Origin of the sequence: Siphonobacter curvatus, assembly GCF_002943425.1 — a bacterium.
Classification (GTDB): domain Bacteria; phylum Bacteroidota; class Bacteroidia; order Cytophagales; family Spirosomataceae; genus Siphonobacter; species Siphonobacter curvatus.
The window spans coordinates 739,106-753,504 of sequence record NZ_PTRA01000001.1 but is presented as its reverse complement, the minus strand read 5'-3'; the positions used below and the strand labels follow the sequence as shown (position 1 = coordinate 753,504).

General features: G+C 50.4%; 11 protein-coding genes. 7 read left to right on the top strand and 4 right to left on the bottom strand.

The genetic code is table 11. The annotated features are described in order from the left end of the window. The gene (locus C5O19_RS03060) at positions 1-309 is read right to left on the bottom strand and encodes an ArsR/SmtB family transcription factor (protein WP_102201142.1); all 309 of its coding nucleotides are present in this window, start codon (positions 307-309) and stop codon (positions 1-3) included. Between the two features lie 127 nt (positions 310-436). Between C5O19_RS03060 and C5O19_RS03055 the strand changes: the two genes are divergently transcribed. Then, complete coding sequence (locus C5O19_RS03055) at positions 437-1,834, top strand: sodium:solute symporter family protein (RefSeq protein ID WP_104709853.1); 1,398 nt, start codon at positions 437-439, stop codon at positions 1,832-1,834. A gap of 197 nt (positions 1,835-2,031) precedes the next feature. Here C5O19_RS03055 and C5O19_RS03050 read toward each other — a convergent pair whose 3' ends face one another. Then, the gene (locus C5O19_RS03050) at positions 2,032-2,718 is read right to left on the bottom strand and encodes a response regulator transcription factor (protein ID WP_094814091.1); all 687 of its coding nucleotides are present in this window, start codon (positions 2,716-2,718) and stop codon (positions 2,032-2,034) included. Between the two features lie 43 nt (positions 2,719-2,761). Then, the gene (locus C5O19_RS03045; RefSeq protein WP_104709852.1) at positions 2,762-4,627 is read right to left on the bottom strand and encodes a sensor histidine kinase; all 1,866 of its coding nucleotides are present in this window, start codon (positions 4,625-4,627) and stop codon (positions 2,762-2,764) included. A 208-nt stretch (positions 4,628-4,835) separates the two neighbouring features. On the opposite strand from C5O19_RS03045, the gene C5O19_RS03040 reads away from it, so the two are divergent. From C5O19_RS03040 to C5O19_RS03025, 4 genes are all read left to right on the top strand, one after another. Beyond that, on the top strand, positions 4,836-5,639 hold the full coding sequence (locus tag C5O19_RS03040) for a T9SS type A sorting domain-containing protein (protein ID WP_104709851.1): 804 nt from the start codon (positions 4,836-4,838) through the stop codon (positions 5,637-5,639). 182 nt (positions 5,640-5,821) lie between these two features. Beyond that, positions 5,822-6,151, top strand: a complete 330-nt coding sequence (locus tag C5O19_RS03035) for a DUF6660 family protein (RefSeq protein WP_104709850.1) — start codon at positions 5,822-5,824, stop codon at positions 6,149-6,151. 158 nt (positions 6,152-6,309) lie between these two features. Further along, the gene (locus C5O19_RS03030; RefSeq protein WP_104709849.1) at positions 6,310-10,647 is read left to right on the top strand and encodes a CusA/CzcA family heavy metal efflux RND transporter; all 4,338 of its coding nucleotides are present in this window, start codon (positions 6,310-6,312) and stop codon (positions 10,645-10,647) included. Between the two features lie 43 nt (positions 10,648-10,690). Continuing rightward, positions 10,691-11,938: an efflux RND transporter periplasmic adaptor subunit gene (locus C5O19_RS03025; protein ID WP_104709848.1), complete on the top strand. Its 1,248-nt coding sequence runs from the start codon at positions 10,691-10,693 to the stop codon at positions 11,936-11,938. Between the two features lie 119 nt (positions 11,939-12,057). Here the strand turns inward: C5O19_RS03025 and C5O19_RS03020 are convergent, their stop codons facing one another. Further along, positions 12,058-13,140, bottom strand: a complete 1,083-nt coding sequence (locus C5O19_RS03020) for a calcium:proton antiporter (protein WP_104709847.1) — start codon at positions 13,138-13,140, stop codon at positions 12,058-12,060. Between the two features lie 298 nt (positions 13,141-13,438). Here C5O19_RS03020 and C5O19_RS03015 point away from each other — a divergent pair, with 298 nt between their 5' ends. Together C5O19_RS03015 and C5O19_RS03010 are read left to right on the top strand one after the other, a co-directional pair. Further along, a complete protein-coding gene (locus C5O19_RS03015) occupies positions 13,439-13,741 on the top strand; it encodes a hypothetical protein (protein ID WP_104709846.1) in 303 nt (100 codons plus the stop codon). Beyond that, complete coding sequence (locus tag C5O19_RS03010; RefSeq protein WP_104709845.1) at positions 13,738-14,394, top strand: ATP-binding cassette domain-containing protein; 657 nt, start codon at positions 13,738-13,740, stop codon at positions 14,392-14,394. The genes C5O19_RS03015 and C5O19_RS03010 overlap by 4 nt, the downstream gene beginning before the upstream one ends. Positions 14,395-14,399 lie beyond the last annotated feature (5 nt).

Genomic DNA, 14,399 nt, shown 5'->3' with positions numbered 1-14,399 from the left:
CTACATGCGGCATTCGCAGTTCTCAATGCAGGCAATCAGCTTGAGTACGTCCCGTTCTTTTAACGAATAATAGCGATTCTGTCCTTCCTGCTCGGCCCGTAAAATGCCTTTCAACTTCATATTGATTAAGTGGTGCGAAAGCAACGACTGCTCACATTCCAGCACACGGGCCAGCTCGTTTACACTCATCCGTTCCTGGGTGCCGAGTAAATCGATAATGGCGAGTCGGGTCGGGTGAGCGACAGTCTTTAGAATGAATGCCGCTTTTTCGAGTTTCTCCTTACTCTGATTTTTTTCAGTGATCGTCATACGAAGTCTTGAATGATCGATCAAATATATGAACATATTTTCATATAATCCTATAAATTCTACTTCTCCGGCGTGATTTTCCGGGTATCCGCGTATTTTTATCCCTTCAATTCTTAACCAAGTTCGTATGCTCATCGCTGCCATCGTTGTGTATCTACTCCTAAATCTGGGGGTTGGCCTCTGGGCGTCGCGACGGGTGAAGAATACGGAAGACTTTGTGTTGGCCGGACGAAAACTCAATTTTGCCCTGGCTTCGATGGTGACGTTTGCCACCTGGTTCGGGTCGGAAACGATGATGGGAGCACCGGGACGTTTTGTACGGGAAGGCTTTCTGGGCGTGATCGAAGATCCGTTTGGAGCGGGCTTGTGTCTGGTGTTAGTCGGACTATTTTACGCCCGGATCTTTTACCGCTGGAACATCATTACCTTCTGCGATTTTTTCGGGCTACGGTACGGAAAGTCCGCCGAACTACTCTCGGCTTTATTGATTGTTCCCTCCTATTTCGGCTGGATTGCCGCCCAGCTGGTTTCCATGAGTATCATCGGACAAACCGTTTTTGACGTACCCATGTCCACGGGTATCTGGGCCGGAGCGGGCCTTGTCATGGTATATACGCTGACAGGTGGGATGTGGTCGGTATCCATTACTGATTTTCTGCATAATATCATCCTGATCGCCGGACTGGTCATTCTGCTGGTCATTTTATGGATGGAAACTGATAGCGTGAGTACCCTATTCGCCCGGCAACCCGATGGGTTCTTTCGCGTTATTCCGCACCGCTTTTCCTGGCACGAATCCACCGAGTACGTCATTGCCTGGATTACAATTGGTTTGGGGTCAATTCCCCAGCAGGATGTATTTCAGCGGGTGATGGCAGCAAAAGATGCCAATACGGCCGTAAAATCCGCCGTCACAGCCGGGTTTCTATACTGGACGGTGGCGTTTTTTCCACTGCTCATTGCGTTGATGGCTGTACGACTCCATCCCGAACTGTTGCAGGGTGATCCGCAGTTGATTCTTCCCAACATGGTACTCCAGCACGCTCCGCTGGCCGTTCAGATTCTGTTTTTTGGAGCTTTGATTTCGGCCCTGCTTAGTACCACGTCGGGGGCAATTCTGGCCCCGGCGGCGGTGGTAGGTGAAAACCTGATTCGTCCTTTTTTTCCAAAGCTAACCGATCAGCAACTTCTACTATCCATTCGGCTTTCCGTACTGGGCGTCACCGCGGCGGCAGTTTGGATGGCCCTGGAACAACAGGATGTATTTGAGCTGGTCAGCGAATCTTCGGCCTTTAGTCTGGTATCGCTGTTTATTCCCATGACGGCGGGACTATACTGGAAACGGGCTTCACTCGCAGGTTGTCTACTCTCCATGAGTCTGGGGCTGCTTAGCTGGATGCTGGCTGCGTACCTAAATACAGTTACGAACCCGATTGTGTACGGATTACTGGCCAGTGGCGTAGGGATGTGGGGCGGATCGCTGGTGTTTCGGCAGCGGGGGAAAGTAACGGATTCCGTGGGTTAAACGGGAACACTGTTTCATGGTTACGGCTTACACATCCGAAAGAATCCTGGAGTAAAACCCCAGGCTAGTGAAATTGAACCCCGTTGGGGTTCGTACGTCGCTAGTCCGGATTCATAATTCGACCAGCGTAATCATCTTCAAACAAAATGGCCCGAAAGTGTTAGAACCTTCGGGCTATAATTGATACAATTAATCGGTTAATCCACAATCATCTTAAATCCTTCTCCGTGGAGATTGATGAGTTGAATCCGTTCGTCGGACCGCAAGTACTTCCGGATTTTAGTCAGATACACGTCCATGCTGCGGGCGTTGAAGTAGCTGTCGTCCCCCCAGATGGCTTTCAGAATGTAACTACGGCTGAGTGGCTGGCCCAGGTGCTGACAGAAAATTTTCAGTAGCTCGGCTTCGCGGCTGGTTAGTTTCTGCACATCGTCGCCGTGGGTGAGCGTTTGCCGTTCAGCATCGAACGTTAGAGTACCGATTTGAAAAAGGCGGTTTGACTTCTGTTCTTTTTGTTCATTTCGCTGACTCCGCCGCAGAATGGCCTCCATCCGGGCCACCAGTTCTTCCATATTGAAAGGCTTAGTCAGATAATCATCCCCACCGAGTCGGAAACCTTGCAGGGTATCTTCCTTCATGGCTTTGGCCGTCAGAAAAATAATGGGAATATCCGCATTGGCCTGACGAACTTCCTTGGCCAGCGTAAAGCCGTCTTTCTTGGGCATCATGACATCGAAAATGCACAGATCATACGACTGCTTCACAAACTGATTGAGGGCTTCATCGCCGTCGCGGGCCAGGTCGGCCGGGTATCCTTTCAAGGTTAAATATTCCTGTAATAACGTTCCTAAATTCGGATCGTCTTCGGCGAGTAAGATTTTCATTTCTGTTGCTCTTTACGTTCAATGCTAAAAATCGGAGCGTCGGTTAGACATACGGAAGGGTTATTTCAAAGGTACTCCCCTTGCCCGGCGTGCTGTCTACTTTGATGCTACCTTTATGTTCGTCGACAATTTTCTTTACGTAACTCAGGCCCAATCCGAAGCCCTTCACATCGTGCACGTTTCCGGTTGGAACCCGGTAAAATTGCTCGAAAATATGCCGTAAAGCCTCTTTGTTCATGCCAATGCCTTTGTCACTGACCGTGATCTTCAAGGCACCGGTGACGTTTTCGGTACGAATGCTGACATCCGTAGTTTCGCCTGAGTACTTGATGGCATTATCCAGCAAGTTAAAAATCAGGTTGGTTAAATGTACTTCATCCCCCGTAATGATCGAAGGATTGGCCTGTAAATGCGTCTCTAGGATACCGTTACGAGCTTCTACCTGCGGACTTAGGCTGTGGACAACGGTTTCGATCAGCTCGTGCATATCCGTTTGTTCACGGTTCATCTTCACCTCTCCCCGATCAAAACGGGCGGCCTGCAAGACTTTTTCTACCTGTGAGCCCAGCCGCTGGTTTTCATCCCGAATAATGCCTAAGTACCGTTTCAACATGGTCGGCGAAGCAGCTACGGCATCATCTTCCAGCATTTGAGTAGCTAGCGAAATGGTGGATACGGGTGTTTTAAACTCGTGGGTCATGTTGTTGATGAAGTCATTTTTCATGTCCGAAAGCTTTTTCTGTCGAACAATCGTACTCATGGCCACATAGAAACACACACCCATCACCAAAATCAGAATTACGGAACTAATCAGCGTCGTCCAGACCTGCTCGGCCAGATAACTTTGGCGTTCCGGGAAATAGACAAACAGCATATTGTCCGTCGCCAGTAAATCCGAAGGGAAGAGCTGCATACTGTACCCCGCCAGCAGACGATCTTCGCGGTACCCCGGCGAAGAGGTGAAGACAAAATCGTGTGGATTGTCATCCGAACGCAAACCATATTCAAATGGCAGATCGATGCCCCGTAACTGGAATTCATACTTCAGCAACGAGTCCAGTATAGTCATATCCACCCGTTGCGTCAGCGGACGATCATTCGTGAGCAAATCCAGGAATACCTCCCGCATCACTCTTGATTTCTGTTCGGCTTTCTCGTACTCCGTCAGCGGACGCGATTTACTACTATCTACCCGCCGCAGGGACCCTTTGGGTTCTTTGACCACCACGGTTCGAGGTTTCGTCTTCGCTGGTTTCGTCGCCGTATTTTTGTTTTTCGAACCCGTTACGCGACTCGACAGAAAACGACTGACCGAGTCTTTCCGAAGCTTGGCCGTTTCTACATCCCGGCGGAGGTTGCGAAACATGGTTTCATCGTACCGTTTCTCTAATTCTTCCCGTGAACGGTCGGCCGTATTGTTTGGACCATCATTGCGGTAATACTCACCGATATAATGCATTTCCGCTTCCGTCAGTTGACCACTCGGACGACCCAGTACATCGGACGGAGCCGTTACCCGACCGTAAAATTCCCATTGCTGCACAAGGGGCGTTTGGGAAGCATACTTGCGGGTAATGGTTGCCGGATCCGCAGTAGTGACGGGCTTGCTCGGCGAGAGCTGTTTTTTATTCTTTACAACTTGAGGCGTTTTTACGGTTTTCTGCGGGATCGCCAGATGCTGTAGCTGCTCCTTGCGGCGTTCGGCGGCCAACTGGCGATTGGTCAACACGGTTACCTCCACTTTTTCCAGTTTATGAACCACGGCATCCATGGCCTCGGTTACGGTCCCGTCAAACTGATCGGCCTTGGCATTCAGCGTTTCCCGAATCCCAAATACCTGAAATACCACCAGCCCAATAAGAGCCAGCGACATTAAAGCCACCAACCAACGGATTTTTTGTTGCGTCATTTTTACTTTTCGCGGGTCTCTCTACCTGTTTTATGCTGACTGTTTAACGAAGGTATGATCCAGATTCTTCCCCGGAAGATGCCAAAGTTATCAGTTTAAGCATTTTTAACAAGTCTCCGGCTCATTTGTCCCAACAAATCATGCCCGATCGTGCAACATTGCTTCCGCTTCAACTGTCCTTAGCTCACGAAACCAAACCAACTCGTTTATGCGTTTGCCATCCTTACTTGTTGCTGTGATCCTTGTATCCGCGGGCACGACTTTCGCTCAGGAAAAAAGTACTTCCAAGAAAGAAAAAGAAAAACTTCGGCTTCATTACGAACGGTCGAATGGGAATTACGGTCATCAGATTGACCGCACGTTTGACACCCAAGAACAACTCGATCGATTCGTTGATTCGCTCAATAGTATTCAATCTCCGGGCGGCCGTACCCGAATCATCATTGGTGACGAAGCCGACGTATTGAATCGATTGGAGAAGGGCGACTATCAAGTCCAGACTTTCCGTACCCCTAAACCACCCAAGGCTCCCAAAGCTCCCCGCACGTATCGTGACGACGAGCCACTCGCCCGGGGTGAGTGGCAGAAATTCGATCAGGAAATGGAACGCTTTGGCCGCGATATGGAACGCTGGGGTAAAGATTTTGGGGAGAAGTTCGGCAACGAATTCCGGTACCGGGCTCCGCAATTGAAGCGACAGCTGAACCTGGCTCCGCAGGTACTGACCTGGGAAGGGGGCAGTTCGTCCAGCACCGTACGCAGCCTGAGCGTATACCCGAATCGGCCCTTCAATCAGACCCTGAATTTACGTTTTACGTCTCCGGCTAAAGGTGACGTAACGATTCTGGTCACGGACGTAAAGGGCCGGGAAGTAGCCAAAGAAGTAGTGAAAGATTTTGAGGGCGATTTTGTAGGTCAGATCACGCTGACGAAAAAAGCTGAAAAAGGCACCTTCTTCGTAACGGTTACCCAAGGAGAAGACGGCACCGTGAAACGCGTGGTGATTGAATAAGGATAGCTTCGTAAGCAAACCCAAGAGCTGGCAACGGTTGCGTTACCAGCTCTTTGTATTTTAAAACCGAGATCCCACTAACTATCAACCAACCACTAGTATCTATCAACTCCCCGCCCTCCGGCACAAAATTCATCTCCCCCAAAGAACATATTCCCTCAGCCATTCTTTATCTTTGCCGCATGCGAATCCTTGCGTTGTTTCTGGCTTTGTACACGTTGATTCTTTCGGTATCTCCTTGTACCGAGCATCACCATGTACGTACCGCCTCAACAACGACGCAAGTAAGTATACAGACGCAGGATCACGATGAAGATTCGCACGAACACGCCCTGTGTTCGCCCTTTTGCGTCTGCCATTGTACCGGTGGCTTTGTAGCTACGCTCCTGACCGTACCCGAGTTTACCCGTACCTCCCTTTCCCTTTCGCCAGACAAACCTTCGTTCTGGTACATCCTCGCCCAGCCGCAAGGCTACGCGTTTTCGATCTGGCAACCGCCCCTGCAGGCCTAAGCCGGGAGCAGTGTGTCCATACGATCCGTTTTTTCTAGGAAATGGATGATTTTTCCGCACGCATACGTCGCTTGGTATCAAGAATGCTTCGGTAGGCGTACGGTACTTGCTCCCCTCTTTTCTCCCATTCTACCGTTCATCTTTAGTATTTTCTTTCCATGCTGGATAAAATCATTCGGTTTTCGATTGACCATAAACTCATTGTGGGTGTGGTCATTCTGGCTCTGATTGGCTGGGGTTCGTACTCCCTGAGTCGCTTGCCCATCGATGCCGTTCCCGACATTACCAATAATCAGGTGCAGATCATTACCCTGACGCCTTCGCTGGCGGCTCCCGAAGTCGAACGGCTCATTACCTTTCCCATTGAACAAACTATGGCCAGTATTCCGGAAATTGAGGAAGTACGCTCCATTTCCCGCTTTGGTTTGTCCGTAGTTACGGTTGTTTTTCACGAAGAAACGGACCTGTACTGGGCCCGACAGCAGGTAAGTGAACGTCTTACCGAGGCCAAAACTCTGATTCCGGAAAACGTAGGCAACCCGGAACTTTCGCCCATCTCAACCGGACTCGGCGAAATTTACCAGTATACCCTTCACGCCAAGAAAGGTTACGAAAAGCAGTACGACGCCATGAGTCTGCGGAGTATTCAGGACTGGTACGTACGGCGGCAACTGCTGGGTACACCCGGCGTTGCGGAAGTCAACAGCTGGGGCGGATTTCTAAAGCAGTACGAAGTGGCGGTTCAGCCCGAAAAACTTCGCAGTTACAACCTCAGTATCAGCGACATTTTCACGGCTCTGGAAAAGAATAACCAGAACTCCGGTGGGGCGTATATCGATAAAAAACCTACGGCTCTTTTCATCCGGTCGGAAGGCTTGGTAGGTACGCTGGAAGATATTGAAAAGATCGTCGTCAGGAATACTACTGCCGGTACACCCATTCTCATTCGTGACGTGGCTCAGGTACGTTTCGGTTACGCCAATCGGTACGGGGCACTGACTCGAAATGGCGAAGGAGAAGCCGTAGGTGGTTTGGTGATGATGTTAAAAGGCGAAAACTCGAACGAGGTCGTAAAGCGAGTCGAAAAACGGGTCGAGCAGATTCAGAAAACCTTACCCGAAGGCGTAGTCATCGATCCTTTTCTGGTACGCAGTGAACTCGTTGAACGAGCCATTGGTACCGTCACCCAAAACCTAGTCGAGGGAGCCCTCATCGTCATTTTCGTACTGGTTCTGTTTCTGGGTAACTGGCGGGCGGGCCTCATCACAGCTTCGGTGATTCCCCTGTCCATGCTTTTTGCCTTTTCACTGATGAAATGGCTCGGCGTATCGGGCAATTTGATGAGCCTCGGAGCCATTGATTTCGGACTGATTGTCGATGGCTCGGTCATCATCGTGGAAGCCACGTTGCACCATTTTGGCTTGCGTAAGCCCGGCCGACTGACACAGGCCGAAATGGATGAAGAAGTGTACGAATCGGCTCGTAAAATCCGGAGTTCGGCGGCTTTTGGGGAAATCATCATCCTGATCGTGTACCTGCCCCTCTGGACGCTTTCGGGCATTGAAGGCAAGATGTTCAAACCCATGGCTCAGGTCGTAAGCTTTGCCATTCTGGGTGCTTTTCTGCTTTCGCTGACCTACGTACCCATGATGACGGCCTTGCTGCTCAGTAAGAACATTACGCATAAGCCTTCGCTTTCCGACCGACTGATGGCCTTCTTCCACCGAAAATATACCCCGCTGATTCGCGGAGCGTTACGTCATCGGATTGCCGTATTACTCGTATCTCTAAGCGTATTTGCCGTCTCAATCTGGACGTTTACGCGACTGGGGGGCGAATTCATTCCCATCCTGGAAGAAGGCGATTTCGTAGCTGAAACCATGTTACTCACGGGCAGTTCAATCACTCAAACCGTCGATAAGGTTACGCAGGCTTCGGATTTATTGATGAAACGTTTTCCGGAAGTCACGCAGGTCATTGGAAAAATCGGAGCGGCCGAAATCCCTACCGATCCCATGCCGATGGAAGCCTGTGATTTAACAATTAAGCTTAAACCCAAGGAAGAATGGACCTCCGCCCGCACCCGTGAAGACCTTGCCAACCAGATGACGGAAGCTCTGGAAGACATTCCCGGTGTGAACTTCGGTATCTCCCAACCCATTCAGTTCCGATCCAACGAATTGATTTCCGGCGTGCGGCAGGATGTGGGTGTCAAAATCTTCGGTGAAAACCTGGACGAACTGGCCCGCCTGCAACAACAGGTGGTGGGTCTGGTCCGGAGCGTCGATGGAGCGAAGGATTTGTATCAGGAAAAAATTTCCGGCTTACCGCAGATCATCGTCCGTATCGACCGGGATAAACTCGCCAAGTTTGGCCTGGACATTGCTACCGTCAATCAGGCGGTGAGTATGGCCTTCGCGGGCGAATCGGCCGGACTGGTGTACGAAGGCGAAAAACGCTTTGAACTGGTCGTACGCTTCGCTCCCGAAAACCGGCAACGCATTGAAGACGTCCAGAATCTGTTCGTAACGGCAGCCAGCGGTAATCACATTCCTCTACAACAGGTCGCGGATGTTTCCCTGCAACTGGGACCTAATCAGATTCAGCGGGAAGACGCCAAACGCCGGATTACCATTGGTTTTAACGTCCGAGGTCGGGACGTTCGAAGCGTCGTGGAGGAGTTGCAGGCGAAAATCGAACAGCAGGTCAAATTCCCAACGGGCTATTACGTCACTTACGGCGGGCAGTTCGAAAATCTGCAAAAAGCCACGGGTCGTCTGTCCATCGCCGTACCCGTCGCCCTGGGTCTCATTCTCACGTTGCTATACTTTACGTTTCAGTCCATCCGCCAGTCTTTACTGATTTTTACGGCTATTCCGATGGCGGCCATTGGGGGCATTTTCGCTCTGGTCCTGCGGGATATGCCCTTCAGTATTTCGGCGGGTGTGGGTTTCATTGCTCTGTTTGGCGTGGCGGTACTGAATGGCATCGTACTGATTGGGGAATTTAACTACCTGCGAAAATCCGGTATTGAAGACTTGACTGAAGTGATTCTTCAGGGTACGAATACCCGGCTACGCCCCATTCTGATGACGGCTACGGTTGCCTCGCTCGGCTTCCTCCCCATGGCCCTTTCGACGGGTGCGGGGGGCGAAGTACAGAAACCCCTGGCTACGGTCGTCATCGGTGGATTGATTACTTCCACGCTGCTTACGCTTTTTGTCATTCCCATTTTGTATATGTATCTGGAAAAAGGTTTTCGACCGAAAACAAAGGGGCTAGCGGCACTCCTGCTCCTTTTTGCTACGCCGCTGCTGAGTCAAGCCCAGACCCCATTGAGTCCACAACAGGCCGTACAAACGGCCCTGCAAAACAATCGCTCCCTGGCGGCCTCCCGACTGGAAGTAAAGGCCCGGCAAACGCTCCAGCAAACGGCCCGCGAAATGCCCAAAACCGAGGTTACGGCTCTGCTCGGACAGTATAACAGCTACAAATTCGATCAGAACGTCTCCATCAGTCAAACCATACCCAACCCGGCGGTATTCCGGGCTCGTGCTTCGGTGCTGGAAAATCAGACCCGAACGGCGGAAGCTCAGACGCTGGTTTCGGAAAACGAACTGGCATATCAAGTCAAGTCTTCCTGGTACGAATTGTCCTACCTGCTGGAACTGCGGAAGTACTTGCAAACGCAGGATTCGCTGTACGCCAATTTTCTGCGTGCGTCTCAGGTTCGCTTACGGACGGGGGAAGCTGGTTCGCTTGAATCGACGATTGCCCAGACGCGGTTACGTCAGGTACAGACCCAGCGAACCCAGAACGAAGCCGACATCCGGATTGCCAGTCGCCGCTTACAGACGCTGCTTTTTGCCGATCAGCCCGTCACGATTGAAGCAGCGACGTTTGCTCCCAAGAACTTGCCCGATACCACTCAGATCACAAATAACCCCGTACTTGCCTGGTATACACAACAAATCAGGCTGGCCGAAGCCGAACGCAAGCTGCAACGGGCCAATCGTTTGCCGGATTTTTCGCTGGCCTATACCAATCAAAGCCTGATTGGAGCCGTAAAGCTAGGAGCACCCACCACGGATGCGGCATCGAGTGCCAATCGGTTTCACGCCGCTCAGGTGGGCATTAGTTTCCCGCTGTTTGGCAAGGCGTACCGTTCGCGGGTGGCCGCGGCTGAACTCAGTACGCAGGCCCAGCAACAGCAGTTCGATCAGCAACAGAAGAATATTCAGGGCGAACTGGCGTCCCTGGGGCAGGAAATTCAGAAACTTCAGCAAACGCTGGATTACTATACCGAAGCTGCCTTACCCCAGGCCGAGGAAATCATTCGCCAGGTAAACCGGGGCTTTCAGGCGGGTGAAATGGGTTACGTCGAGTATTTGCAGGGCATCAGTACCGCAAACGATCTGCGAATCGGCTACATCCAGACCATTCAGGAGTACAATCAAAACGTCCTTCGGCTCGAACTCGTCCTGGGCATTAAATAATACAGCGGCTCTCTGGTAGCCCGCTTTTCAAACGCATTCACTTATGAAATCCTATCGTTTTCTCCTGTTGCTGACCCTGGGATTATACCTTGGTAGCTGTCAGAAAAAAACTTCCGAAACGGAACACGCGGGTCATTCCCACGAACATGGCGAGGCCGGCCATGACGATCACGAGGGCCATGATCACGGCGACCACGATCATCACCACGATGAAGAAGAAGGTCACGAGGCCGAAGAAGCCGAGCTGACCGAAACGCAGTACAAAGCCGCCCAGATTACGCTGGGTTCGGTACAACAAAAAGCGATTGCCGGTACCATTCAGGTAACGGGTGTACTGTCCATGCCGCCGCAACAGCAGATCAGTATTTCGTTTCCCTACGGCGGCATTGTTCGCAGTACGACGCTGCTTCCCGGAAAATGGGTCAACAAAGGCGAAGTGCTGCTAACACTGGAAAATCCGGAATTTATCACCCTGCAACAAGAGTACTTGGAAGCTCAAAGTCAGCTGGCTTATACTGAAAAAGAAAACCAGCGGCAGTCCGAACTGAGCCGGGAAAACGTTTCGGCAGCAAAGACATTTCAACGAAGCAGTGCTGAATTACAGGGTTTACAAGCCCGTTTGCAGGGACTTCGTCAGAAGTTAAGTTTGCTGCAACTGACGCCCGCAGCGGTGAGCAAAGGTATTCAGAATCGCATTGCGGTACGGGCTTCTTCCAGCGGTTACGTGACCCACGTGAACGTGAATACGGGAAAGGCTGTACAAGCCAACGAAATGCTGGCCGAACTAGCGGATACGCGTTTCGTGCAGGCCGAACTGACGGTTTTCGAAAAGGATCTTTCCAAACTTCGTACGGGACAGAAAGTGCAGCTACAACTCGGACACGAAACCAGCCCGCGAACGGCGACGGTCTTACTGATTGGTCGGGAAATTACGCCGGAGCGAGCCGTGAAAGTCCTTTGCAAACTGGATCAGACCAGCCGCGAACTGGTACCCGGCACGTACCTGACGGCTCAGATTTCGGGCGGCAGTACGGAGGTGGCTACCCTACCCGAATCGGCAGTCGTTCGTTCCGGTGATAAGCAGTACATCTTCGTTTCCGAGGGAACCCACAAAGAAGAAGGCGGTACGCATTATCCTTTTAAACGTCTGGAAATTCAAACCGGACTGACACAAAATGGCTTCGTGGAAGTAAAACTACCGGAGGCCGTTAAACCGAATACCATTGTAGTGAAAGGGGCGTATGATTTGCTCTCGGTGATGAATAACAGTGAGCATGGGCATTCGCATTAATTGAATGGTGCTACCATTCATGAATGGTTGAAGTCTGACAAGCAAATAGGCCCGCGATTTCGTCGCGGGCCTATTTGTTTTTAATCATATTACTAAACTGAGTACTGCTTTAATCTTTCTCAGGGCACAATCGTCGTAAACAGATAGACAGCGAAAAGAACCAGTAAAACCACCCCCTGCATGATGGTCGTACGCCCCGTTCCGAAGGATAAGGTGACCGTAAAAAGGGCCAGGATAAGTAGTACGGTTGATTTCATGTCAATCCCCAGCGTAATCGTCAAACCCGTACTCATGGCCACGATGGCAACGGCAGGAATCGTCAGACCGATACTGGCTAATGCGGACCCCAGGGCCAGGTTCAGGCTCGTTTGTAACTTATTTCTTCGGGCGGCCCGATACGCAGCTAGCCCTTCCGGCAACAGAATAATGGAAGCGACGATCACCCCAACAACGGATTCGGGGGCTCCCAGGTGAACCACGCCTTGCTCAATGGTAGGGGCTAGTAATTTCGCAATGAAAACAACCGCAGCCAAACAAGCCAATAGCAGTACAACGCTAGCCAGAGCCGTAGCTCCGGAAGGTTCTTCCACGGGTTCTTCTACCATATGTTCTACGTCTTCCGGCAGAAAATACCCCCGATGTCGCACCGTTTGTACCAGCACAAATGTACCGTATAACACCAGCGAAATAACCGCTACGAACATCAGCTGGCTATTATTATAAAAGGGGCCTGGAATACTGATGGTGAAATTGGGTAAAACCAGAGTTAAGATCGAAATGGCCGATAACGTAACAAGTGCCGTACTAACCCCATAGCGGCCAAACTGTTGTTCCTGATACTTAACCCCGCCTACCAACAGACATAACCCAACGATTCCGGTTAGAATAATCATGATCGCGGCAAAAACCGTGTCTCTCGCCAATGCCCCCGAGTCCGAGCCGCCGGCAATCATAAGCGACACAATCAATCCCACTTCAATAATGGTGATCGCTACAGCCAACACGAGTGTTCCCGCCGGTTCGCCCACGCGATGGGCAATGACCTCGGCGTGTTGAACAGCCGCTAAAACCGTACTAATCAGAGCCACAGCTAGTAACAAATCATACCATAATCCAAATCCCAACGTTTCTCCAAAATAAAGAGCCCAGGCAACAACCGGGCTTAACATTGTCCATACGGGAAGTCTTAAATTTGATAGCATCTTATAAAAAGGTTTATGGAAGTAGTCAATAGTTAACTAAAACGGATACGTGTATCATTAATCCATCTATACTTACAACCTTCATTCCCGCTGCTCTGTTGTAAATTTTTGATGGAATTTCTTCAAAAAGCCATAAAACATACTCCCTGTAAAACATTTGTAGTAACGGTCCATACTATAGGTTGTAATTCCGCTTACGTCCGTTCATACATACTACCGACGACGCCATACGTGTATGAATACTCCTAATGTTTGTTAAGACATTCGCAAGTTTTCGAAAGAGCCTGTAGTTTTCCGCATGCGAAAGAAACTACAGGCTCTTTTTCTTTTTTACACGCAACTGGCGGGGTTTCCCGTCGCTATCTCCTTGGGCTTGTGCGGGCTAATGGCTTTTAGCCCTACGCATGAATGGGGTGTGCTTTGCTTCCTAAAATTACTTTTGGGGAGTTTGAGTTTGCTCTTATACCGTCACACGTATCGGCACCACTTCTTCTTTCTGTACAATCTGAATCTGCACGAATGGGAGATTCTGCTCGCCTTACTATTGATTGACTTTACGGGTTTTCTCCTGCTCCTTCAATTCACTTCTTTCTGGTTATGACTCAGCATTTAGCGGCCGACAGTGTGCGAATTCAGTTTCAGCAACGAATAGTGATCAGCGGAGGTTTTATTCATGCAGAAACCGGAAAGATTACCGGTTTACTAGGCCGAAACGGGAACGGAAAGAGTAGCTTTTTACAAGCCATTTTTGGGGCTATTCCCGCTGAATTTAAGTCGGTTCGGGTGAATGGCGAGTGGGTACCTGAGTTACTTTCCGTAAAAGGCCTGGCGGCCTACTTACCCCAAAAGGCCTTTGTACCGGACGCCTTCCGGGTAAAAACCGTATTTGATTTATACGATACTAATATTCAGGCATTACAGAATCTCATGCCTGAATTAAAACCTTTGTCTTCCCAACGCATGGATCAGGTTTCGGGTGGCGAACGAAGGTTAATCGAAACCCTTTTAGTGCTCTTCCGACCCGTCTCTTTTGTCCTGTTGGATGAGCCCTTTTCCTTTCTTTCACCCGTGGCGGTTGAACGGCTCCATGAACTACTTCAACAGGAAAAAACGCGAAAAGGCATTATTCTGACGGATCATCGATACCGCTCGATCACCTCCATCAGCGATTCGCTATACCTGCTTGCCAACCAGCGAACCTACCTGATTCAACACCCCGATGAATTGATCCGCTGGGGTTATTTGCACGAATAAATGTC